Source organism: Labilibaculum euxinicum (genome assembly GCF_009795715.1).
GTDB classification, from domain to species: domain Bacteria; phylum Bacteroidota; class Bacteroidia; order Bacteroidales; family Marinifilaceae; genus Labilibaculum; species Labilibaculum euxinus.
Window position 1 is genome coordinate 1 of record NZ_WTCR01000009.1, and the last position, 22,666, is coordinate 22,666.

Genomic DNA, 22,666 nt, shown 5'->3' on the forward strand with positions numbered 1-22,666 from the left:
CATTGCTGTTTGGTTTTATTGGTCAATACTAGGTTTACTATAGGAAATTTGGATTTGGTCAATTGGGTACTTACACGATACAATCGTCACAAATACTAACATCAGTCATTTCGTTGATACCACCTTTGATGTTTTGTAATTCTTCCTGAGATACTATTTCAAAATTTTTCATTGCTGTTTGGTTTTATTGGTCAATACTAGGTTTACTATAGGAAATTTGGATTTGGTCAATTGGGTACTTACACGATACAATCGTCACAAATACTAACATCAGTCATTTCGTTGATACCACCTTTAATGTTTTGTAATTCTTCCTGAGATACTATTTCAAAATTTTTCATTGCTGTTTGGTTTTATTGGTCAATACTAGGTTTACTATAGGAAATTTGGATTTGGTCAATTGGGTACTTACACGATACAATCGTCACAAATACTAACATCAGTCATTTCGTTGATACCACCTTTGATGTTTTGTAATTCTTCCTGAGATACTATTTCAAAATTTTTCATTGCTGTTTGGTCTTTTGTTAGATTAGGATTGTTTAAGTTTTTTATCGATTACACCCCTTTATTCCCTTTTTTTGAAAAAGGTAACCCTGGAAACAGACTTTTTTTTAAAGAAAATAAAAAAATAGCCCTATATTTAGATCTTTATTAGCCTTATTGTTTGGTGTAATTAATTGTTAGTAAGAATATTATAAAACTCAACTTGAGCGTGAAAAATTTTCTAAAAAAGATTCTTATTTTTCCTCTTTTTCCTCTTTTCCTTCTCTTTCTATTTTGTGGGAGTACTAATTCTAACTATAATTCCGAGATAGACAATCTCTCTACTTTTGACAAAATGAATCCTGATTCTTTATTACAAGAACAGTTCAATAGAGCAGTTGGTTTTTTACGAAAAGGAGAATTTGATTATTCTGTTCAATCTTTTGAAAATGCTATTGGTACTATTAATCAAGGTGGATTAGTTGATAAAAATCTGATTTACAGGACTTATGTGAATTTTGGAGTTTTATTAAACAGAGTGGGAGATCGAAAAAGAGCTTTGGAATTTTATACTATTTCGGAGACTTTTACAATTGAAAAATTTGGAGGTATTTCAGAAAAGTTGATTCCTATTTACATTAATAAAGGAAACATTTTTAATAATTACGGAGATTTAATAAAAGCACAAAATTATTATGAAAAGGCTTTATCATTGATTGATCCGCTAAAAGAGTCAAGGTGGTTATCTGAAATAAATCATAATTTAGGAGTAATTTTATATAAAAATGGAAATTATTCTAAATCATTAGATTATTATTTAAGAACATTAAAATTAAAAAAACATAATAAATTTCAAAGTAGTTCTACAACTATCAATAATATCGGTAATTGCTATAAAAAACTGGGAAAATATCAAGATGCTGATTTATATTATAAAAAAGGTATTTCAATAGTGAAAGGTGAGAGTGGTTCTAATTATTATTTATTAGGGGATCTTTATTTGAATTATGCTGTTTTTCAGGATGAAATTGGTAGTAGCGATAATGTTCTTTCTTATTTGAATCTGGCATATCAAGTATATGACATAAATTTTGGTACTAAACATCCCGGTACAGCTCATTGTTTAAAGAATTTCGGTGATTACTACTTTAAAAAGAAAGATCATTTAAATGCTTTAAAATATTATCAAAAAGCTTTAATTTCAGAATTGGATAATTTCAATAATAGTACAGTTTACATCAATCCAACAATGGATGAACTGGATCCACAGCTTTCCATTTTAGAAATTTTAAAACCCAAGGCTGTTACTCTTCGTTATTTATACGATAAAACCAATAGTATTTCAGATTTGGATTTTAGTTTACAAACCTATGATCTTTGTTTGGATATTATTGATAAAATTAGAATTGCCTATCAGGATGAAGAAAGTAAATTTGCTCTTTCAAAAAATGAAAAAGAAACGTATAATCAAGCAATTGAAATAGCAGTAAAATTGTATCAACTAACAAAAGATGTAAAATACAAAGAGAAAGCTTTTATGTATTCTGAGCGTTCAAAATCGGCTAGTTTATTGTCTTCACTAAACGATGTGAATGCAAAAAATTTCGGAGGTATTTCAACAGAATTGCAGGAGAAGGAAACAAATTTGAAGTTAGATATTGCGAGGTACCGTGAGTTGGTTCATGACGAAAGAAGAAAACAAATACCTGACCGGGATTCCATTAGCGGATGGCAAAATGTACTTTTTAATTTGAATGAGGAATACAATCAAATGGTTCTTCGTTTTGAGGAGGATTATCCGGAGTATTACGCACTGAAATACGATACCAAAACCATCGATATTGAAGAATTACAGAGCAGGTTAAGCGATAATGATTTACTGATTGAATACTCAATTTCTGATTCAGCGCTTTTTTCTTTTATAATCACAAAATCTAGTTTTGAAGTTGAGCGGGAGAAGATTGTGAAAGATAGTTTTGATTATCATTTGGAGGAGGTTCGTAATTGTCTGAAAACGAATGATTTTGCGAATAATAGTGTTGCTTATTATCAAAAATATACAAAATCAGCTTATTTATTGTATCAACATTTATTGAATGGTAAAGACAGCCTGTTGACCGGTAAAAATCTTCTCATTGTTCCTGATGATAAAATGGCCTATATTCCATTTGGTGCACTTTTGAAAAAGGAAGCGGATTCTACAACGATGAATTATAGAAATCTCGAATATTTAATAAAATATAATTCAATTACTTACCACAATTCAGCGACTCTTGGTTTCAAAAATCATTCGAGCAGCTATGGATTTTCTTCAAACAAATCGATTTTAGCTTTTGCACCATCCTATAACGATATTAATGATTCCATATTATTTACAGAACGAGCTTACCGGGATAAATTATATCCTTTGCCAGGAGTAAAAGAGGAAGTTATTAATATATCAAAAGTGATTCATGGCGATTTGTTTATTGATGATATGGCCACGGAAGCTAATTTTAAGGCGAATTCGGGTGATTACGATGTGCTTCATTTGGCAATGCACACTATTATTGATGATGAAAATCCGATGTATTCAAAACTCGTTTTTACACAAAATTCTGACTCTTTACAAGATGGCCTTCTAAACACGCATGAAATTTACAACATGAATTTTAATGCAAGAATGGTTGTTTTAAGTGCTTGTAACACTGGTGATGGTAAGTTATTGAAGGGAGAAGGAGTAATGAGTTTAGCACGTGGTTTCTTTTATGCAGGCTGTCCAAGTGTAATCATGACTTTATGGACCGTAGAGGATAAAACAGGATCAAATCTAATGAGTAATTTCTATACTTTTTTATCTCATGGATTGAAGAAGGATGATGCTCTTCGTCAGGCTAAATTGGAATATTTAAAAACAGCTGATGCATTAAAATCTCATCCTTATTTTTGGTCTGGATATGTTACTTTAGGAGATGTTGATCCTTTGTATGATGATGGTCTTATTCATAAACTGATGTATTTTGCTTTTGGTTCTGTTGGAATAATTTTATTCTTATTTTTCCGTAAAAAATTCAAAACTAAAGCTGTAGCCTAGAAACAATTTGTTTTGCTATCTTCATTGTATAGTGATGTCTGTTTGTTCTATTGAGGTATGAATTTTGACTCATCAAATTGGAAGAAAAAGTTATTTATTAGATATTCAATACCAGATCTTTCTGATCAGAACTGAATTTTTTAATCTCTTTTTAATTCTTCTGTATAATTTCGAAGTCAGAGAAAACTGCAATTATTTTTATTAGAACTATCATCGTTCCCCACCAGGGATTTATTAGTTCTTATTAAGAGTTTACTAAAAAGTTAAATGCATAGGAAAAGCCACCCAATTTTATTGGATGGCTTACTTTATTTTGATGAATGATGAAGTGATCTATTCCAGCCTGTTAATAATTTCTAAAGCTTTTGTCTTATAGAAACTGTTTCCCTGTGCAATTACATGGAATTGCTTAAGAGCTTTTTCTTTCTCGTTGGTCATGAGGTAACAAAACCCCAGATACCATTCAGATTGCTCTATAAACAGGTTATTCTTATGTTTTAATACTCTGCTGAAGTTCTTATTAGCTTTTGAGTACTCATTAATTTCGATATTCGAAATACCCGAATAAAAATTACCTGTGATGTTCGTGCTGTCTTTATCCAATATTTTTTTGAATAAAGTTAAAGCGGTCCGATAATCTTTAGTTTCATAGCTTTTTAAAGCCGTTACCAACAAATTATCAATCATGATGTCAGACGAACGAGTGTTGATTACAACGTTGTATGGTTTATAGTAATTGCTAAAAACTTTATCGTTTGAGTAAGTGGACCGATTGTTCATGATATACATTAAACTCCCTAAACCAATAACTAAAGCAAGCGATGCCGCTGTAATATTCCACTTAGTTAAAAATTTCAGTTTTCGCTTCTGAGTAGGATTAGAGGGAATTTCAATAGCCTCTAATTTGTTTCTAAGATCCATAACGTCTTGTTCCATTATGGCCTCATTAACCTCCATGTGAAGGTCAAGTTCCATCTGAAGATCAGAATCTTCGAGTAATTCTTTCTCGAACTGCTTCAATTGGCTTTCTGTTAGATCACCGTCAAGAAAATCCTCGATACGGTCAAAATTCATTTCATTCATCATATACTTCTTTAAATTCATTATCACTTTTAATACTTTCCATTAATGCTTGCTTGCACTGATACTTTTTCTTTTTTGCGTACTTCTCACTCTTGTATCCCATAATTTCGGATATTTCCTTTAAGGAAACTTTGTCAAGAGTTAACTGAAGTACCTTCTTGCAATCTGAACCTAGAAGTTTGAAGTGTTTTTGATACAGCCTGTACCTTTCGGTTTGATCGTAGGTCTGTGTTGCTTCATCCAATCTATTGTCCAAAATGGCCTCTGAATTAATTTCATTGCTATTTTTTCTTTTCTCAAGTTGCTTCAACCATAAAAGTCTACAAATTGAATAGATATAGGTTTTAAAATTACAATTCAGAACCAAAGGTTCTTTTTTCATTTTACGGTAGATTACAATAATGGCTTCTTGAAAAAGATCTCTTGCATCTTCTTCGCTTCCGTTATTATTTTCTATAAAATTCCGAATACTTGGGAAGAACTTGCTGTAGATGTAATTTAATACATCATTGTTGCTCATGCTGATCCCCTCAAGTATCGCTTCCGTAGTGTAATCCATATTTCCTATCCCTTTATTCCTCTAATGGCCAAAAGGTAACCCACAAATAGTAAAAAAAAGTAAAAAAAAAAGCACTTTACCATCTAAGTAACTGATTAAGTGACTAATAAAACTTAAATTAAATTGATGTTTTTTTATTAAAAAAATGATCTATTAACATAAACCGATCCAATATACAATATTCTCTTAAATTTGGAGGTTATTGAAAGTTATTTTTTATGACCACATTAAATGAATATACGGTAGATGTCATAAAAAGATTTATGAATGCATAATTTATTGCAAAAAAAAGATCAGACTTTCTAGTGAAAATCTGATCTTTCCGTGGGCGATATAGGATTCGAACCTATGACCCCTTGGGTGTAAACCAAGTGCTCTGAACCAACTGAGCTAATCGCCCGAATTATTGGGAATATGTGCTTTTTATAGTGGGCGATATAGGATTCGAACCTATGACCCCTTGGGTGTAAACCAAGTGCTCTGAACCAACTGAGCTAATCGCCCTTGCCCTTAAAAGCGATGCAAATATAGGATGGAAATATTGTATCTGCAAGAAGAATAATTAAAAAAGTGAAAATATATTTTTCAAGAGGTTCTAAAGTACTTAGAAATCTTTACTTTTAACATTCATAAAAAATTGATACAATGGATAATAATTTGGAAAGAGACTGGAACAAACTTTTATATAAAATTTCTGAAGATTTTAATGTGGATGCCGATTTAAACGGAACATTACTGCTAATTGGGATACAGGAGCGAGGAAAAGGATTTCAGGAGAAGTATGAAAAGGATGAAAAAATGGATCACATCAATTTGGCAACATGTACCTTGTTGATGAAATGGAATTACTATCAAATTGATGGTTATGATGAAAATGATTGGCCGGTTTTCAAGAAAAATAAAATGGTTCCTCCTTTTTCTAAGGAAAAAGAAGAATTATTGCTTAAATCTTCGATAGTAGAGTACTTTAAAGACAATGATTATTTAAAAATTGAGAACTAAAAGCTAAATTCGGGATTTTAAAACTCAATATGCACCTATGAAAAATCTTATTTGTATTGCCATCGTTTTTCTATTTATATCCTGCCAGCAAGAGTTGGAGTTGGGAAAAAAAGATAGAATTGTTCAGATTGAAACCGAGTATGGAAATTTAAAAATCCGTTTGTATGATGAAACACCGGCTCACCGGGATAATTTTGTGAAATTGGCACACGAAAAATATTTTGATGGAACTTTATTTCATCGGGTGATAGATGGATTCATGATTCAAGGTGGAGATCCGGATTCTAAAGGTGCAAAGTTGGGGCAAAGATTGGGCGAAGGAGGACCTGGATATCAAATTTCTGCAGAAATTAAAACAGGATTATTTCACAAGCGTGGAGTTATTGCTGCCGCAAGAGAAGGAGATGATGTAAATCCGGAAAAGAAATCCGCTGGATCTCAGTTTTATATTGCTCAAGGCAAGATATATACTCCAGGCGAATTGGATACTTTGCAAACGAAAATGAATGGAAGATTAAAGAGTTCTATTTTCAAAAAGGTTCAAGAACAAAAGGCTGAACTTCTTTCCAAATATCAAATGGAGGGTGAGTTGGATAAACTAACAGATGCAATTGATGGTATTAAATTGGAAGTAGACTCAATATTTAATAGTGAGAAAATTGTATTAAGTAAAGAACAAATTGAAGCGTATACTACTGTTGGTGGAATTCCTCATTTGGATGGAAACTATACTGTTTTTGGTGAAGTTATCGACGGAATGGATTTAATTGATTCGATTGCCGGTGTTGAAAAAGACAATTTTGATCGTCCGTTAAAGGACATATCAATGAAAATAAAAATCTTAAAATAGACAACATTACATGTTGTAAATGGAAGCTTCGTAATATATTGCGAAGCTTTTTTTTGGCTTTCAAACTCTGGCTATTTATCTTAGTCCAAATTTAAAAAGATATCGTTGAATGAAATTTGGTAAGAAAGTCCTATTTGGAATTGCAATTCTGCTAATAACGAACCTGTCATTTGGACAAACCACCAACTCAATTATTTTAATAGAGACCAATATGGGCAATATTAAATTGATGTTGTACAAGGAAACTCCAAAGCACAGGCAAAATTTTCTGCAGTTAATTGAAAACGGGCATTTTGATGGAACGCTGTTTTATCGGGTAATAAAGGGGTTTGTGGCTCAGGGCGGATCGCAGGATTCTAGAAATGCGCCGGCAGGAAAAATGATAGGTTACGGCAGTTCGAACAGAACCATCGAATCAGAATTTAATCCTAAATACTTTCATAAAAAGGGTGCAATTGCTGCACCAAGAAAGCCGGATAAGGTAAATATTTTTAAGGAATCTGATATTTCTCAGTTCTATATTGCTCATGGAAGGGTGTTTACGGATGAGGAATTAACTCTCATGGAAAAAGAAGTGAATGTTCCTTTAAGAAAGCGAATCGTAAAAAGGTTTTTAACTTCAAGTAAAAGAGTTGTTTTGGATTCCTTAAAAAAAGCCGGTAAGGTGGAAGAATTTAGAGCCATTGCGAAAACAATTAAGGAGTCGATAGAATTTGAATACAATAGCTCCAAAGAGCGACTTGAATTCTCTGAGGCTCGTCGTAAAGCTTACACAACGGTCGGCGGAGTTCCGCATCTTGATGGTAATTACACCGTTTTTGGGGAAGTGATAGAAGGGCTGGATGTTTTGGATAAAATTGTAAACCTTAAAACGGATGCAAATGACCGGCCTTTTCAGGATGTTAAAATGAATGTAAAAATTCTGGAATATTAGAGATTTGAGAAATCTGTTTAAATTATTATTGATTCTTCCTGCTAAAATAGAATCGTCAGTAACAAGGAGAAAAAAGTTTTTGTAACTTTGCCGACTATCGGATTTCAAAAGATTAAAAATATGTTAGACAAAATAAAGAATTTACTTGAGGAGCTGAATGGATTTTCGGCAACTACACTAGAGGAAGTTGAACAATTTAGAATCAAACACCTTAGTAAGAAAGGTAGTATTGCTGTTTTGTTTGCAGATTTTAAGGATGTTCCAAACGATCAGAAAAAGGCTGTTGGTCAAGCGCTTAATGAGTTGAAGACAACTGCATTGGATAAAGTAAATTCTCTTAAAGATAGTTTCACCAATCTTGATTTTGGAAAATCAGGTTTGGATTTGACTTTATCGGGTGATCCGGTTAAGTTGGGCTCGCGCCATCCGCTTTCTTTAGTGAAAAATGAAATCACAGAGATCTTCTCCCGATTGGGATTTACAATTTCCGAAGGTCCGGAGATTGAAGATGACTGGCATAACTTTTCAGCTTTAAATTTCCCGGAAGAACATCCTGCCCGCGATATGCAGGATACTTTCTTCATCGAGAAAAATCCGGATGTTATTTTACGTACTCATACTTCTTCTGTGCAGGCTCATGATATGTCTGAAATGGAATTGCCGATTCGTTGTTTAACGCCGGGTCGTGTTTTCCGTAACGAAGCTATTTCTGCACGTGCTCATTGTATTTTCCATCAAATTGAATGTTTGTATATCGACGAGAACGTTTCGTTTGCAGATTTAAAACAAACACTGACTTATTTTGCCAAAGAATTTTTTGGTGAGAAAACAGAAATCAGATTACGACCATCCTATTTCCCGTTTACCGAGCCATCGGCCGAGGTTGATGTTACCTGTTCACTTTGTGGCGGAAAAGGCTGTAATGTGTGCAAAGGAACCGGTTGGTTAGAGATTTTGGGTTGCGGTATGGTTGATCCAAATGTTTTGGAATTAAACGGAATCGATAATAAAAAATACACAGGCTTTGCCTTGGGAATGGGAATCGAGAGAATCACCATGCTGAAATACGGTATTAAAGATCTTCGTTTGTTCTTTGAGAACGACATTCGTTTCCTTGAGCAATTTTCGGCTGCAGGATTCTAGAAAAAACAGGAGATTTTAGATGTGTTAATCTTACACGATAAAAACAAAAAAGTGCCTTTCCTTGCGGGAGGCACTTTTTTTATTTTGTGGACTGTTTGACTTTTCCACTATTGGACTCTTAGAGTATTCTAGATTTTTCAAGACCTTTCCAGACTTTTTTTACTCTTCATGATATATAATCTCTGATGTAACAGGAATCACCTGCTTGTACAAAGCACTTACCCCACATTGCGATTCTTCGGATATTTTAACGGCCCGCTCCAATTTTTTACGGGGAAGATCCTTGCCAAAGAATTCGTAAGTAATGTGCATGTTTTTATAGTAGGTGGGCTGAGTTTCGGTTAGCTCTCCTTCTACTAATACTTTAATATCCCGGATGTCAAGCCTCATTTTTTTCACAATTAACGCCGTGTCAATGCCCGTACATCCCGCCAAAGCGGTCAGCATTAGCTTCTTTGGACGGAAGCCTTTGTCATCACCGCCAACTTCGGTGCCGGCGTCAGTAATCATTTTATGACCATCCATATTGGTTTCGTAGGCGAGGTTTCCCAGCCACGATAATTCTACTTTGTGTTTCATAATTGCTGTGTATTTAGTCTTTTTACCTTTTGGATAAGTAAAACTTAAATTTGTATATTTGACCTGATTACAAATTGAAAGTGATTTGTAATAAAAGTAGGAAAAAACCCTTCGAAACAAATAATTTTTTTAATGAGTTTGTCAGGTGTTGAAGTTTTACCACAAGGAATTATTATTGAATTAGTAGTATTGATTTCAGTTTAATATGATTTTTTAATGAAGCAGAATCCAATTCTTCCAAATTGCAATCAATTAGCCGATAAATTCGGTGAAAAATTTCAAAATTTGAAGGTAGAAGATATGAATCTTTTATTTTGGGGTGAAGATGTTCATTTCTATAAAAGAGGCAGTATTATTTATTCTGAGGGCGATTCCGCGAAAGGATGCTACTTTCTTTTTTCGGGTGTTTTAAAAGTATTTAAAACAGGTTTGGAAGGGAAAGAGCAAATCATTCGTTTTGCGAAGCCTGGCGACTTAATTGGTTTTCGATCTGTTCTTAGTCAGGAACGGGCATGCACTTCTGCTAAAGTAATTGAAGATGCTATCGTTTGTTTCATCCCTGGTAAGGTTTTAACCAAACTGATTCAAGAGAATTCTAATTTTGCAATGGAATTAATTCAGCTCACATGCAGAGAATTGGATGAAGCAAATGATTACATCACTGATATTGCTCAAAAAACGGTACGGGAACGCTTAGCTGAGATTTTAATTCAATTGGAAACAGCTTTTGGATTGACCGAGGATGGTACGCTTAAAATTGCTCTTACGCGCGAAGAACTGGCCAATATGGTAGGAACAGCGACCGAATCGGTGATACGTTTACTGTCCGAATTTAAATCCGATCAGTTAATAGAATTAAACGGACGAAAAATAAAAATACTAAATACCAAAGCACTTAAAAAAGTCGGCGGAATTTTGTAATCCCTGTCTGCAATAATATTTCAACCCCATCAGGTTCGTCCGGATGGGGTTTTTTGTAATAATTTTTTTAGGGAAGTAATTATTATCTGGAAATATGATTAATACTGATTTTTCTGCCACTGTTAAACTATAATAGGATGTTCAATTAACATTAATTCACATCTTTTATTTGGGTTATTTCGATAGGATGTTTACTTTCAGGAATATTATTTTAATTTATTCAACCCTAAAACCCATTTAAAATGAGTAACAAAGAGAATTTTGATGTCCTGTTGCCAAAGTATCAGGCGTATGCTAAAAATGAGATTAAAGAGCCCAATCAGCCTGTGGATATTGTCATAGATGAAGCCATGGATTTATCGGTAATAGCAGACAAGGATCGGGAATTGTTAGCAACTTCGGATTTGGATGTGAGTTTAATCGACGATCTGCCAATTCGGGCCGGAGGCCTGCGTTATGCACAAACAGTATGGGTACAAGTTCAGACTGATAGGTCGGATGCAGAGGAGCAATGGAAGCACCTCTCGGTTGAGGCTTTTGAAATGCGCGATGAGCTTTTGCATTTTTGCAGGTATGCTTATCGTAAGAATTCTAAATTGATGGATGTTGTTAACCGAATTGCCGAAGGATACGGCAATGCTGATATGGTTCAGGATCTTTCGGATTTGGCCATGCTGGGAACAAACAATCCAGAGCCTTTGGCGGGACTTAATTACCCAATGGAAAAACTCGAAAGAGCCTCTGAATTATCGGATTTATGCGGAGCGCTGTTGGCTAAGGTAAACGGTGCCAGAGTGGATAACGACAAGCCGGCTAAAGAAATGCGCGACCGGGCCTTTACCCATGTAAAGCAAGCCGTTGATGCCATTCGCGAAGCAGGGCGTTTTGTTTTCTGGAAAGATGAACAGAGAGTGGAGCAATATACCAGTGCCTACTTCCGAAAACTAAGAGAAGCCAGAGAAAAGAAGGTGGTAGAGGAGGCATAAGCTTCTGAAAGCCCCGGGAAGAACGCTTACTTTTGCGAAGGGAGGGTCACAGAGCAGAAGGGAGGGTCACTTTTGCGAAGGACGGGTTACAGCTGCGAAGATTTGGATAACTATTGCGAAGGAGGCCTCCCAGGCACGAAGGGAGGCCTTCTTTATGCGAAGGACGACTCCCAGAACAGAAGGGTCAATAAAATTGGGCTTTTTGTAAGCTGATGCCGGCAGAATTAATACCGATAATCCATCCTGTACTAACGTTGCATGCAACGTCTCTAAAAAAACAATATGAAAAAAACACTACTACTTGCTTTCGTATTGACAGCATTTATCAGCAAAGGAATTTCACAAACCGACTACTCCTTAGCAATTCCAAATCCCAAATCATTGTTAACCAAAGAGCAATTGATTAAAGATAAGGAGGCCTTAAAAAACTATCATCCAAATCCCTTTAACTCCTTTCCTGAGAGGGAATGGGATTCTTTAATCGAAGTTATAGCCAAAGAATTGCCTTTGGAACCTATTATGGAAACTGAAAAAACACTGATTAGAAGAAAGCTTTTGGATAGAGTTACTTTTGAAGATCCTCATTTACGGTTTATTCCGGTGCTAGGGAAAACGGGTACTTTAAAGGTGAAAATGAAGAAGATAAAAGCTTTGCCTTTTACTTTGATAAACATTTCCGACACATTGCTTGTTGACAAGAGCTTTGATGAAAATATTCTTTCAGGAGATCGAATACTAAGTATCAATAATATTGAGGCAGTTACTTATTTGGAAAGTTCGTATCGCGATCGTTACATGTCCGGTTATGTCTTGCAGACTTTTCATCATTTCAGCTTTGCTTCTGATTATAGTATTAAGTTGGTTCGGAATAATCAATGGAAAGAGATCCTTATTAAAGGAATACCTATAGATAATGGTTTTTTTCCAAAATTATATGGGGATATCGAGGAAAAAATAATTGACGAAAACAAGACGGGATATTTTAGTATCAACAATTTTGATTACAACAAGTATTTGGTAAAATGCCTAGGGCGTTACCTTGATAAGGTGAAAAAAGAGGGGTACAAAAATGTTATTATTGATATTAGAAGAAATCCTGGAGGGAGTGGTGATCACTTTGATGAATTGTTTTCATTACTATCGAATAAAAAAAAGATTCCTTATCAGTCTGGCGTTAAATTAAAAGTATCTAAAGCTACATATAAGGATTATTCTTACACGGAAGATGATTTTGGAAGATTGGTTGACTTGCCGGATTCTCTTATTGTGAAGGAGTGCCCACTGGATAATTCACTGTATAAAGGAGATTTTAATTATTACGTTCTGATAAGTCAGCAGACAGCATCAATGGCGGCTACTTTTGCTAATGTCATGCAGTATAATAAAATTGGTTTGCTGGTTGGAGAGTCTCTTGCTCACAACGCTTTGAATTATGGTGAAACTTTTATTGCAGAGCGAGATAATTCCTTTTGGACAATTTCAACAGTAGAGAACTTTGAATATACTAAGGCTGAGGGGGGAATTTTAAATCCGGATATTTCGATCCCTTTTGTTGCCAGTGAATATATGAAAGGCGGGGATCCTGTTTTAGAGAAGTGTATGGAGTATATTAAAAATCATACAAACTGATAAAGTTTATAGTCTATGAAAATATGTATCATCAACATTTTGTTTTTTGTAATGTTAATGTCGGCATCTGCTCAAATCTACAATCAAAAGAAGATCTATCAATTTGAGGTTGCGAAAACAGATGCTTTCGGATCCATTCAGCAGGAAGATTTATTTTTGGTTTGTCATGGAAAGGCATGGAAACTTGATCCTAGAAATCAGTTCTTAGCCGTTTGGTGTTCATCAAATATGGATAAATTCGGATTGAATTACCAGACCGGGATCATCGAAAATGAAAATAGAATTTGGCTGCATCCGCCTCGAAACGATCAATACATGATTCACGAATACTCTCCTTTTCCTGAAATTAGATTTCCGCTTGCAGTTGGAAATAAATGGGAAACAGATTTTGGTTGTGTTTGGGAAAATAGGCAGTTTAAAATAACTGCTAATGATAAGGTTTTTCATCTGTATGAGGTGGTGTCAATTGAAAAGGTTTATTCTGATTTAAAACAATCGGAAATTGATTGCTATAAAATTGTGGGAACTATAAATCATCCAAAAATTAAAACAAAATGGATTGGCTGGTTTAATTCGGAACTTGGGTTTGTAAAGATGACCTTCTATAATCTTGATCATTCGATTACAGAAATGTGTTTAAAGGATTCTTACAATTGGGAGGAGCATAAAAACAATTTCTTAGAATTTAAATTGTAGTGGTGATTAATATAAATTCACTGTTTAGTCCATTCCAACAATTTTCCCTATTTTTAGCTTGACTATAATAAATTGACTAACTACCATTCTGCCTTGAAGAAAAAATTTCCCCATTTCCGCCAATTGGATGCCATGGATTGTGGCCCGACCTGCCTGCGTATGATAGCCTCACATTTTGGTAAAAACTTCAGTCTGCAGTCTTTACGAGATAAATCGCACATTACCCGCGAGGGAGTTTCGATGCTGGGCATTGCTGATGCAGCTGAAAGTATTGGTTTGCGAACTATGGGCGTGCGCATTAGCTACGAGCAGTTACAGGATGATGCTGCGCTTCCGGCTATTTGCCATTGGGGGCAAAATCATTTTGTGGTGGTGCACAAAATCGAGGTAAAAAAGAAGACAACTACTGTTCATGTTGCTGATCCGGCATCTGGATTGCTAAAATTTACCAAAGAGGAATTTATTAAGTCGTGGGCAAGTACACAAAGTCAGGGGGAATTGAAAGGCTTGTGTTTGTTGGTGGAAACTACACCCGATTTTTACGCTCAGGGCGACGAGGATGTTTCCAACAAAAAAAGTATTGGTTTCCTGTTAAAATATCTAAGGCCGTACCGTAAGTTTTTGGTGCAATTGGCACTGGGAATGTTGTTTGGGAGTATGCTGCAACTGATTTTTCCATTCCTTACCCAATCCATAGTCGATGTAGGTATCAACACGCAAAACCTGAGTTTTATCTATTTGGTTTTAATTGCTCAATTAGTGCTGTTTATCTCTCGAATGTCGGTGGAATTCATCCGAAGCTGGATACTTTTACACATCTCAACACGAATAAACATCTCATTAATATCCGACTTTTTAATCAAGTTAATGAAGTTGCCCATTGGCTTTTTCGATATTAAAATGATCGGTGATTTATTGCAGCGGATACAGGATCATACCCGAATTGAAAATTTCCTGACATCATCAACCTTAAGCATCCTGTTTTCGATGGTCAATCTGGTGATTTTTGGAATTGTTTTAGCCATTTACGACATGCAAATCTTTTTTGTTTTTGTAATTGGATCGGTTTTGTATCTAATATGGGTGAATCTTTTTCTGCGAAAACGTCGAGAATTGGATGGGAAACGATTCGCTCAGTTATCGAACAATCAGAATTCATTGGTTCAGTTAATTACCGGAATGCAGGAAATTAAGCTGAACAACTGTGAGAAACAAAAGCGTTGGGAGTGGGAGCAAATACAGGCTGAATTGTTTAAGGTGAGAACCAAAGGTTTGGCTTTGAATCAGTATCAGGTATCAGGTTCCATTTTCTTCAACGAAACAAAAAATATCATCATCACCTTTTTGGCGGCCAAATCGGTACTTGATGGTGGCATGACCTTAGGTATGATGTTGGCAGTGTCTTACATTATCGGTCAATTGAATTCCCCGCTCGACAATCTGGTTCAGTTCATTCATTCGTGGCAGGATGCTAAAATTTCTCTCGAGCGATTGGGTGAAATTCACGAGATGAAGGAGGAAGAAATGCCAAATGAGGATCGTTTAACTGATATTCCAGAAGAAAAGGCCATAGATATTGAGAAAGTATTCTTTCAGTACGAAGGCCCGCATTCCGAAATGGTTTTGGATGATGTTAATTTGAAGATAGAAGATGGAAAAACGACTGCAATTGTAGGTGCATCGGGTAGCGGAAAAACGACTTTAATTAAGCTGATGCTGGGATTTTATCCCACTACAAAAGGACGAATTTCCTTGGGTGGAGTTACTCTCGAAAATTACAGTTCATCGATGTGGCGGCAAAATTGCGGAGTGGTGATGCAGGATGGGTTTATCTTTTCGGATACTATCGCCAAAAATATTGCTGTTGGTGATGAGTTCATCGATAAAAAGAGATTGTTGTATGCGGTTCAGGTTGCCTGCATCGACCTATTTATTGAAAGTTTGCCATTGCGCTACAACACACGGATTGGCGCCAACGGTCATGGTTTAAGTCAAGGGCAAAAGCAACGTATTTTGATTGCAAGAGCCGTGTATAAAAATCCTAAATTTTTGTTCTTCGATGAGGCAACTAATGCCTTGGATGCGAACAACGAAAAGGCAATCATGAACAATTTGGAGGAATTTAATAAGGGAAGGACTGTGGTTGTTGTGGCTCATCGCTTAAGTACAGTTCGTAGTGCCGATAAAATAATTGTTCTGGATAAAGGAAAGATTGTTGAGGAAGGAACTCATGCTGATTTAACAAAATTGAAGGGAGCTTATTATCAGTTGGTTAAGAACCAATTGGAGCTAGGAAATTAAATATTATTCACCCTATATATTTGTACCCCAAACCCCTAAAGGGGCTTCAATAAAAAGTCTGCTTTAGGGGATTTAGGGGTAAATCAGCGAGGGATATCAAAAATTTAATAGGCGTAAAAGCATGAATAAGGATACAAACATAGAATTACGGTCAGATGAAGTTAAGGAGATTTTGCAGCGAATGCCCAATTGGATCATTCGAAGCGGGACAACTCTTTTCTTTGTGGTTATTTTTGCTCTGCTGATTGGCAGTTGGTTCTTTCGTTATCCGGATATTATTCATTCCAAATTGGTTCTTACTACCTTAAATCCGCCTGCCGAATTGGTTGCCCGATCATCCGGACAGATTCAAAATCTGTATGTTGAAGATAATCAGGAAGTGAAAAAGGGAGAGCTTTTGGCCATTATCGAAAATCCTGCGGTTAATGATGATGTGTTCGTTTTAAAAACAAAAATGAACGAGTTTCATGAACATCTTACAGGTGTGGATGGCATTAAATCCAATTTGTTGGAAGGTAATTTTCGTTTGGGGGAAATTCAATCGTATTACAATGGGTTTTTAAAATCATATGCTGATTATCAGCGTTTTTTTGATTTGGATTATTACGATCGAAAAATAGAATCTTACAAGGATAAAATCAGTAAATACAATTTATATTACGAGCGGCAGTACCAGCAAAAAGTGATTTCTGAAAGTGAATTAGCGATATCAAAAAAGCAATTTCTTCGCGATTCATCTTTGTTTGACCGGGGTGTAATTTCGCAGTCCGATTTCCAAAATGCACGTAAAAAATATCTGGAACAGAGCTATGCTTTTCAGGGCACGCGTTCTTCACTTGCTTCTACTCAGATTAGTATTTCTGAAGTGGATCAGCAAATTATCGATTTAGAGTTAAATAAAGAAAGAGAGCGAAAGGAATTACAGAATCTGCTTATTCAATCATTCGATAACCTAAAGGCTCAAATAAACATTTGGGAACAAAAGTATGTCCTCATAACGCCTATTGATGGAAAGGTTAGTTTCAATCGGTTTTACAGCTCCAATCAAAATGTTAAGACTGGTGAAAGGGTTTTCACTGTTTTGCCTTCAGATTCCACTAAAATTATTGCCAGAGTTGAATTAGGAGTGCAGGGAGCGGGCAAGGTTAAAATAGGACAACGGGTGAATATAAAACTTGATAATTATCCTTATCTTGAATACGGGATGTTGGAAGGTACTATTCGGTCCATATCAAAAGTTCCGGAGGATCAGAAATACAGCCTGGATGTGGATTTTCCTAAAGGCTTGGTTACCAATTATGGAATTGAGTTGGATTTTGCACAGCAGATTGAAGGTCAGGCTGAAATAATTACAGAAGATCTTCGCCTGTTACAACGTATTTTTAATCCGATTCGATCATTAATTAAAGACCGTTTGTAACTTCACTAAAGAATATTGATTCGGTACGGATTGGTTTCTTCCCATGCAATAAATTTTGATACAAAAACAATTGATATGCAAAAGCTGGCTGTTGGGATAGATATTGGCGGAACAAATACGGTTTTTGGTTTGGTCGATAGAAAAGGAAATATTCTTGCTGAGGATTTCATTTTCACAAAGAAATATTTGGTTTTTCAAGCATTTATAGATGAATTATGTGATAGAATTCAGTCTCTTGCTGAGAAATTGAATTGTGAGTTGGTGGGTATTGGAGTAGGCGCTCCAAATGCAAATTATTTGGATCAATGCATTCAGGATGCCTCGAACCTGCCGTGGAAAGGGAAGTTTGAACTGGGTAAACTTTTGAGTCAAAAAATTAGAGTTCCTGTTTTTGTTACAAATGATGCTAATGCATCTGCCATGGCAGAGATGTTGTTTGGAGGTGCTGTTGGTATGAAAAACTTTATGGTTTTAACATTAGGAACAGGATTAGGATCGGGTATCGTTGTTAACGGGGAATTGGTGCATGGCCATTCTGGTTTAGCCGGTGAGATGGGACATATGATTGTGCGTCCTGAAGGTCGGCATTGTGGTTGCGGAAGATTGGGTTGTCTGGAGACTTATGTATCTGCAACAGGAATTAAGAGAACTGTGAGTAAATTATTCGCAAAATTTTCTTATTCAAGTGAATTGAGAAATATTCCCTTCAATAGAATGAGTGCCAGAAGATTAGCTTCGGAAGCTTATTCTGGGGATCAAATTGCAATTGAAGCCTTTGAGTTTACGGGTAAAATTCTTGGAATTGCTTTGGCGAATGTGATTGCTTTGAACAATCCGGAGGCCATATTTTTGTCTGGAGGATTATCTAAAGCCGGCAATTTAATTTTGAAACCGACACAATACCATATGGAACAGAATTTATTATCTGTTTTTCAAGAAAAAACGCAGTTAAAGCTGTCTACTGTTGAAGGAAATTCCGGTGTACTGGGATCAGCAGCACTCGTATGGAAAGTTGTTGAATAATTTGTAGATTTGACCCAGTTGATCAAATTAATCAGGCCGGGAATATTCATGAGAAGCTTAGCAGTATTTTTTTTTGAAATTGTTTTACTTACTAATTGCGCTCTTGGTCAGAAATTGGTGAAACCTTTTCAAACTCATAACCAAAGCCCTTTGGTTCATTTTTTCGGGATTCCAACCAACCCGGGAGGCTCAATTCTTGAGAAAAATTCTTTTTGTTTCGGTAACTATTTTAGTATTGCTAATAATGCTACAAGTGGTCAAATCAATGAAGAAGCCATATACTTGGATGGAGAGATGTATAGAAATGAACTATTTCTAAGTTACGGTCTATTTTCTAAACTGGAAGTTGGTATCGTTATTCCGGTAGTTAGGCATTCGAGTGGAGTTATGGATTCTTTTATTAGTAATTGGCACGATGCGTTTAACTTACCTGGGAAATCAAGGGACGTTATGCCAGCATACAATTTAAATTACTTTTTCATGGAAGAAGAGGAAATCGTTTTCGAAATGAATGAAAGTAAACTTAGTTTTGGTGATATTAGTTTTTCTATGGGAACACCCATTATACAAAGTCCAAACCACGATCTCTCTTTTCGCACTTTCGTGAAGATACCAACCGGAAATAAAACAAATTTAGTGGGTAGTGGAACTAGTGATTTTGGATTCCAAATAACAGGAATGCTTAATTCAACCCCCGAAAGGAAACAGTTTTCCTTTTACTATTCAGGAGGTTATTTAAGGATTGGCAAAGGAGCATTACTGGAAAACAAAGTAACCCGCAATGTTGGTTTTGGAAGTTTTGGTCTCGCCTTTAATGCGAATAATAATTGGTATTTAAAGTCTCAACTCGATTTTCATACAAGTTTGTATGAAAAATCATATACTAAACAATTGGGAAAAGCATCTGCACAATTAGTTCTCGGACTGGATTATTTTGTTGCAAAAGATGTAGCTGTTTCGCTTGCCTTTGTTGAGGATATCATTGTTAATACAGCACCTGATTTTGTTCTTCAGATGGGAGTATCATATCAGTTTTAATATTTATAAAGCAAATATTTATGAGTTTAATTGGCAATATTATTTGGATAATTTTCGGAGGAATATTCATTTTCTTAGAATATATTATCAGTGGTTTACTAATGTGCTTAACGATTGTTGGAATACCATTTGGGCTGAAAATCATACAGCTATCTATGTTAGGATTGGCTCCATTCGGGCAAAAGGTGGTGTATAACGAGCATGCCGGGGGATGCTTAAGTATTCTTTTAAATGTAATCTGGATTTTTATCGGAGGATTGTGGATTGCTCTAACTCATTTGTTATTTGCGCTGTTATTTGCCATCACAATAATTGGGATTCCATTTGCAGTTCAGCATGTTAAGTTAGCAGGTTTTGCATTAACTCCATTTGGAAAAAGTATTCGGTAGTGTCTGCTAAATATACAAACGCCTATAAAAAAGAAGAATCCTGACCGAGAGGTCAGGATTTTCACAAAATACTTAAACAACAAACACTAACATAAACGTTCCTTAACGCGTATGTCAACAAAAGTGAAAAAAATAATCGGGATAAAAAAGTATTTAGTAAGCTTATAAGACTCAAATTATCAAATATTTCCATCGAAATCGTTTGTGTGCCCCTTATTTATTTTTGATATAAATACCGAACGGTCTTTTTCTCACGCAAAAATCGAATTGCTCCACGTGGAACATCTATGAATTCATTTTCAGACACTTTAGGAAAATGAAAAATAAAATTATCATATATTTGCCAATTCTAATACACTAATTTACTTGATTTGAATCCTCTTAAAAAGCTTGCCGGAGAAACAGTCATTTATGGAGTAAGTTCCATCTTGGGCCGATTGCTTAATTGGTTACTGGTGCCACTGTATACCAGTTTATTTATTCCCGAAGACTATGGGATTGTTACGAATCTAATGTCGTATGTTGCTATATTACTGGTTGTTTTAACCTATGGCATGGAAACAGGATATTTTCGGTTCGCAAGTCAAGAGAAGGAGGGCGATAGCACCTTTTCAACGTGTTTTATTTCTTTAATTACAACAAGTATTTTGTTCTTGATTATTATTGCATGTTTTTTAAATCCGCTCGCTGTTTTTTTCGAAATTCCTACAAACAAGAGCTTTATTATACTGCTTGCACTTACATTGGGACTTGATGCTATAACAGCTTTGCCATTTGCAAAATTACGCAAGGAGAACCGAGCGGTTCGTTATGCAGGACTAAAGCTGATCAACATTGGAGTTAATTTGGGAATAAACCTCTTTTTTTTACTCTTGTGTCCATGGATTTATAATAACTATCCTCAAATTCCAATCACTATAATATGGAATCCTGAATTTGGAATCGGTTATATTTTTCTGGCTATATTTGTTTCCAGCTTCATAAATTTACTGTTACTGCTTCCAGATATATTAAGGGTTCGATTAAAGTTGGATCGAAAATTACTCATTAAAATTCTGATCTATTCTTCACCGATCTTAGTGGTAAGCATATGTGGAACACTCAATATCAATTTAGATAAAATGATAATGCCGGAGTTGATTCCTGAATCACAAAATCCTTTCTATCAAACAGGAATTTACGGAGCAAATTACAAGCTTGCAGTAATCATGACTCTATTTATACAGGCTTTTCGATATTCTTTCGAGCCATTTTTCTTTTCTCAGGCAAAAGAGAAGAACTCAAAGCAGGTGTATGCCGATGTGTTAAAATACTTCGTAATACTTGGTCTTATTATTTTTCTTGGGGTGATGTTCTATCTTGATATTGTAAAGATCTTAATTGATTCCCGTTATCATGAAGGACTGGGAATTGTACCGTACGTACTTCTGGCAAATTTATTTTTTGGAATATTTTTCTCTTTATCTTTGTGGTACAAGCTAACCGATAATACTCGGTTTGGTGCCTATATAGCTATTGTCGGGGTTATAATTACTGTAGTTTTGAATATTTTGCTTGTTCCAATATTCGGGTATATGGGGGCAGCATATTCAGTTCTTGCCTGCTTTTTTGTAATAACTGTAATATCCTATATCGCAGGTCAAAAATACTATCCTGTACCATACGATTTAAAGGGAATACTTTTTTATCTGCTGCTTGCAACAACCATTTTTGCAATCAGCACTTATTTTAACCCAGAAAATCAATGGCTGAAAATGGCTGAAAAAACTCCATTGTTATTGCTTTTTATGATTGTATTTATTCAAAAAGAGCGATTGTGGAGTTCTTTAGGAAAGATTGTTGGTATAAACAGGAAAAGGAAGTAATCAGGATCTATTATCAACCTTTCATAAGAGTTTTGAAAAATGTATCTTAGCCACTCGAAAAAAAAATGAAATATTCTTCAAGCAATTGTCATTTATATGGAACGCTCATGACAAGGAATTTTGACACACAGGAGGATGATTATTCCAGCATGCTAAGTTCCATCTGACCATAAAATAAAAAATATAAACAGATGAAAGTAAAAATAGTTAACAAATCGAAGCACGACTTACCTAAATATAGTACGGAATTATCTGCAGGTATGGATCTTAGAGCAAATCTGGACGAACCGGTATTATTAGAATCATTGGAACGTAAATTAATAAAAACAGGATTGTTTATTGAATTACCTGCCGGATACGAAGCTCAAATTCGACCTCGTTCAGGTATGGCTCTAAAAGAAGGGATTACTGTATTAAATACACCAGGAACTATTGATGCTGATTACCGTGGTGAAATAGGAGTAATTCTTGCAAATCTTTCAAATCGTGTGGTGGAGATCAAAGATGGAGATAGAATTTGTCAGATGGTTGTTGCTGCTCATGAAACGGTAAGGTGGGAACCGGTTGAGGATTTGGAGACATCAGAAAGAGGTGCCGGAGGATTCGGACATACAGGAAAATCCTAATGCGTTAAAAATTATTAATTTGGATCAAAACAAATTGTAAAAGGGTACATTTGATCCGTTTTT

General features: G+C 35.3%; 21 protein-coding genes and 2 tRNA genes. 16 read left to right on the forward strand and 7 right to left on the reverse strand.

Annotation, left to right across the window (positions count from 1 at the left end; translation table 11 throughout):
* Positions 1 to 70: 70 nt before the first annotated feature.
* Together GQR60_RS20400 and GQR60_RS20405 are read right to left on the reverse strand one after the other, a co-directional pair.
* Positions 71 to 172, reverse strand: a complete 102-nt coding sequence (locus GQR60_RS20400; RefSeq protein ID WP_124993290.1) for a bacteriocin class II family protein — start codon at positions 170 to 172, stop codon at positions 71 to 73.
* A 67-nt stretch (positions 173 to 239) separates the two neighbouring features.
* Complete coding sequence (locus tag GQR60_RS20405; RefSeq protein ID WP_124993290.1) at positions 240 to 341, reverse strand: bacteriocin class II family protein; 102 nt, start codon at positions 339 to 341, stop codon at positions 240 to 242.
* A gap of 500 nt (positions 342 to 841) precedes the next feature.
* Between GQR60_RS20405 and GQR60_RS12670 the strand changes: the two genes are divergently transcribed.
* Positions 842 to 3,559: a CHAT domain-containing protein gene (locus GQR60_RS12670; protein WP_124993291.1), complete on the forward strand. Its 2,718-nt coding sequence runs from the start codon at positions 842 to 844 to the stop codon at positions 3,557 to 3,559.
* Positions 3,560 to 3,892: 333 nt separating this feature from the next.
* Here the strand turns inward: GQR60_RS12670 and GQR60_RS12675 are convergent, their stop codons facing one another.
* The 4 genes from GQR60_RS12675 to GQR60_RS12690 all read right to left on the reverse strand — a co-directional run bounded on the left by GQR60_RS12675 (position 3,893) and on the right by GQR60_RS12690 (position 5,705).
* Positions 3,893 to 4,663, reverse strand: coding sequence for a tetratricopeptide repeat protein (locus GQR60_RS12675; RefSeq protein WP_124993292.1), 771 nt, complete (start codon positions 4,661 to 4,663; stop codon positions 3,893 to 3,895).
* Complete coding sequence (locus tag GQR60_RS12680; RefSeq protein WP_124993293.1) at positions 4,635 to 5,201, reverse strand: RNA polymerase sigma factor; 567 nt, start codon at positions 5,199 to 5,201, stop codon at positions 4,635 to 4,637. Before GQR60_RS12680 ends, GQR60_RS12675 begins: the two co-directional genes overlap by 29 nt.
* 325 nt (positions 5,202 to 5,526) lie before the next feature.
* A tRNA-Val gene (locus GQR60_RS12685) sits at positions 5,527 to 5,601 on the reverse strand.
* A gap of 29 nt (positions 5,602 to 5,630) precedes the next feature.
* A tRNA-Val gene (locus GQR60_RS12690) sits at positions 5,631 to 5,705 on the reverse strand.
* Positions 5,706 to 5,846: 141 nt separating this feature from the next.
* On the opposite strand from GQR60_RS12690, the gene GQR60_RS12695 reads away from it, so the two are divergent.
* From GQR60_RS12695 to pheS, 4 genes are all read left to right on the forward strand, one after another.
* A complete protein-coding gene (locus GQR60_RS12695; protein ID WP_124993294.1) occupies positions 5,847 to 6,203 on the forward strand; it encodes a hypothetical protein in 357 nt (118 codons plus the stop codon).
* Positions 6,204 to 6,240: 37 nt separating this feature from the next.
* Positions 6,241 to 7,053 (forward strand): peptidylprolyl isomerase, encoded by an 813-nt coding sequence (locus GQR60_RS12700; RefSeq protein ID WP_124993295.1) that lies wholly within the window; start codon positions 6,241 to 6,243, stop codon positions 7,051 to 7,053.
* 109 nt (positions 7,054 to 7,162) lie between these two features.
* The gene (locus GQR60_RS12705; protein ID WP_124993296.1) at positions 7,163 to 7,987 is read left to right on the forward strand and encodes a peptidylprolyl isomerase; all 825 of its coding nucleotides are present in this window, start codon (positions 7,163 to 7,165) and stop codon (positions 7,985 to 7,987) included.
* A gap of 120 nt (positions 7,988 to 8,107) precedes the next feature.
* Positions 8,108 to 9,130 (forward strand): phenylalanine--tRNA ligase subunit alpha, encoded by a 1,023-nt coding sequence (gene pheS / locus GQR60_RS12710; protein WP_124993297.1) that lies wholly within the window; start codon positions 8,108 to 8,110, stop codon positions 9,128 to 9,130.
* A 159-nt stretch (positions 9,131 to 9,289) separates the two neighbouring features.
* On the opposite strand, the gene GQR60_RS12715 is transcribed toward pheS, so the two are convergent.
* Positions 9,290 to 9,709, reverse strand: coding sequence for an OsmC family protein (locus tag GQR60_RS12715; RefSeq protein WP_124993298.1), 420 nt, complete (start codon positions 9,707 to 9,709; stop codon positions 9,290 to 9,292).
* 216 nt (positions 9,710 to 9,925) lie between these two features.
* Here GQR60_RS12715 and GQR60_RS12720 point away from each other — a divergent pair, with 216 nt between their 5' ends.
* The 11 genes from GQR60_RS12720 (at position 9,926) to dut (ending at position 22,603) form a co-directional block, all read left to right on the forward strand.
* On the forward strand, positions 9,926 to 10,630 hold the full coding sequence (locus tag GQR60_RS12720; protein WP_124993299.1) for a Crp/Fnr family transcriptional regulator: 705 nt from the start codon (positions 9,926 to 9,928) through the stop codon (positions 10,628 to 10,630).
* A 242-nt stretch (positions 10,631 to 10,872) separates the two neighbouring features.
* Positions 10,873 to 11,616 carry a hypothetical protein gene (locus GQR60_RS12725; RefSeq protein ID WP_124993300.1) on the forward strand — a complete coding sequence of 248 codons (744 nt, stop codon included), beginning with the start codon at positions 10,873 to 10,875 and terminating at the stop codon, positions 11,614 to 11,616.
* 282 nt (positions 11,617 to 11,898) lie between these two features.
* The gene (locus tag GQR60_RS12730; protein ID WP_124993301.1) at positions 11,899 to 13,245 is read left to right on the forward strand and encodes a S41 family peptidase; all 1,347 of its coding nucleotides are present in this window, start codon (positions 11,899 to 11,901) and stop codon (positions 13,243 to 13,245) included.
* A 15-nt stretch (positions 13,246 to 13,260) separates the two neighbouring features.
* The gene (locus GQR60_RS12735; RefSeq protein WP_124993302.1) at positions 13,261 to 13,941 is read left to right on the forward strand and encodes a hypothetical protein; all 681 of its coding nucleotides are present in this window, start codon (positions 13,261 to 13,263) and stop codon (positions 13,939 to 13,941) included.
* A gap of 93 nt (positions 13,942 to 14,034) precedes the next feature.
* A complete protein-coding gene (locus GQR60_RS12740; protein WP_124993303.1) occupies positions 14,035 to 16,242 on the forward strand; it encodes a peptidase domain-containing ABC transporter in 2,208 nt (735 codons plus the stop codon).
* 121 nt (positions 16,243 to 16,363) lie between these two features.
* Positions 16,364 to 17,662, forward strand: a complete 1,299-nt coding sequence (locus tag GQR60_RS12745; RefSeq protein ID WP_124993304.1) for an HlyD family secretion protein — start codon at positions 16,364 to 16,366, stop codon at positions 17,660 to 17,662.
* A 75-nt stretch (positions 17,663 to 17,737) separates the two neighbouring features.
* Positions 17,738 to 18,685, forward strand: a complete 948-nt coding sequence (locus GQR60_RS12750) for an ROK family protein (RefSeq protein ID WP_124993305.1) — start codon at positions 17,738 to 17,740, stop codon at positions 18,683 to 18,685.
* A gap of 48 nt (positions 18,686 to 18,733) precedes the next feature.
* The gene (locus GQR60_RS12755; protein ID WP_124993306.1) at positions 18,734 to 19,723 is read left to right on the forward strand and encodes a DUF3187 family protein; all 990 of its coding nucleotides are present in this window, start codon (positions 18,734 to 18,736) and stop codon (positions 19,721 to 19,723) included.
* 20 nt (positions 19,724 to 19,743) lie between these two features.
* Positions 19,744 to 20,112: a YccF domain-containing protein gene (locus tag GQR60_RS12760; RefSeq protein ID WP_124993307.1), complete on the forward strand. Its 369-nt coding sequence runs from the start codon at positions 19,744 to 19,746 to the stop codon at positions 20,110 to 20,112.
* 371 nt (positions 20,113 to 20,483) lie between these two features.
* Positions 20,484 to 21,977, forward strand: a complete 1,494-nt coding sequence (locus GQR60_RS12765; protein WP_124993308.1) for a lipopolysaccharide biosynthesis protein — start codon at positions 20,484 to 20,486, stop codon at positions 21,975 to 21,977.
* 191 nt (positions 21,978 to 22,168) lie between these two features.
* Positions 22,169 to 22,603, forward strand: a complete 435-nt coding sequence (gene dut, locus GQR60_RS12770; protein WP_101311249.1) for a dUTP diphosphatase — start codon at positions 22,169 to 22,171, stop codon at positions 22,601 to 22,603.
* Positions 22,604 to 22,666: the final 63 nt, after the last annotated feature.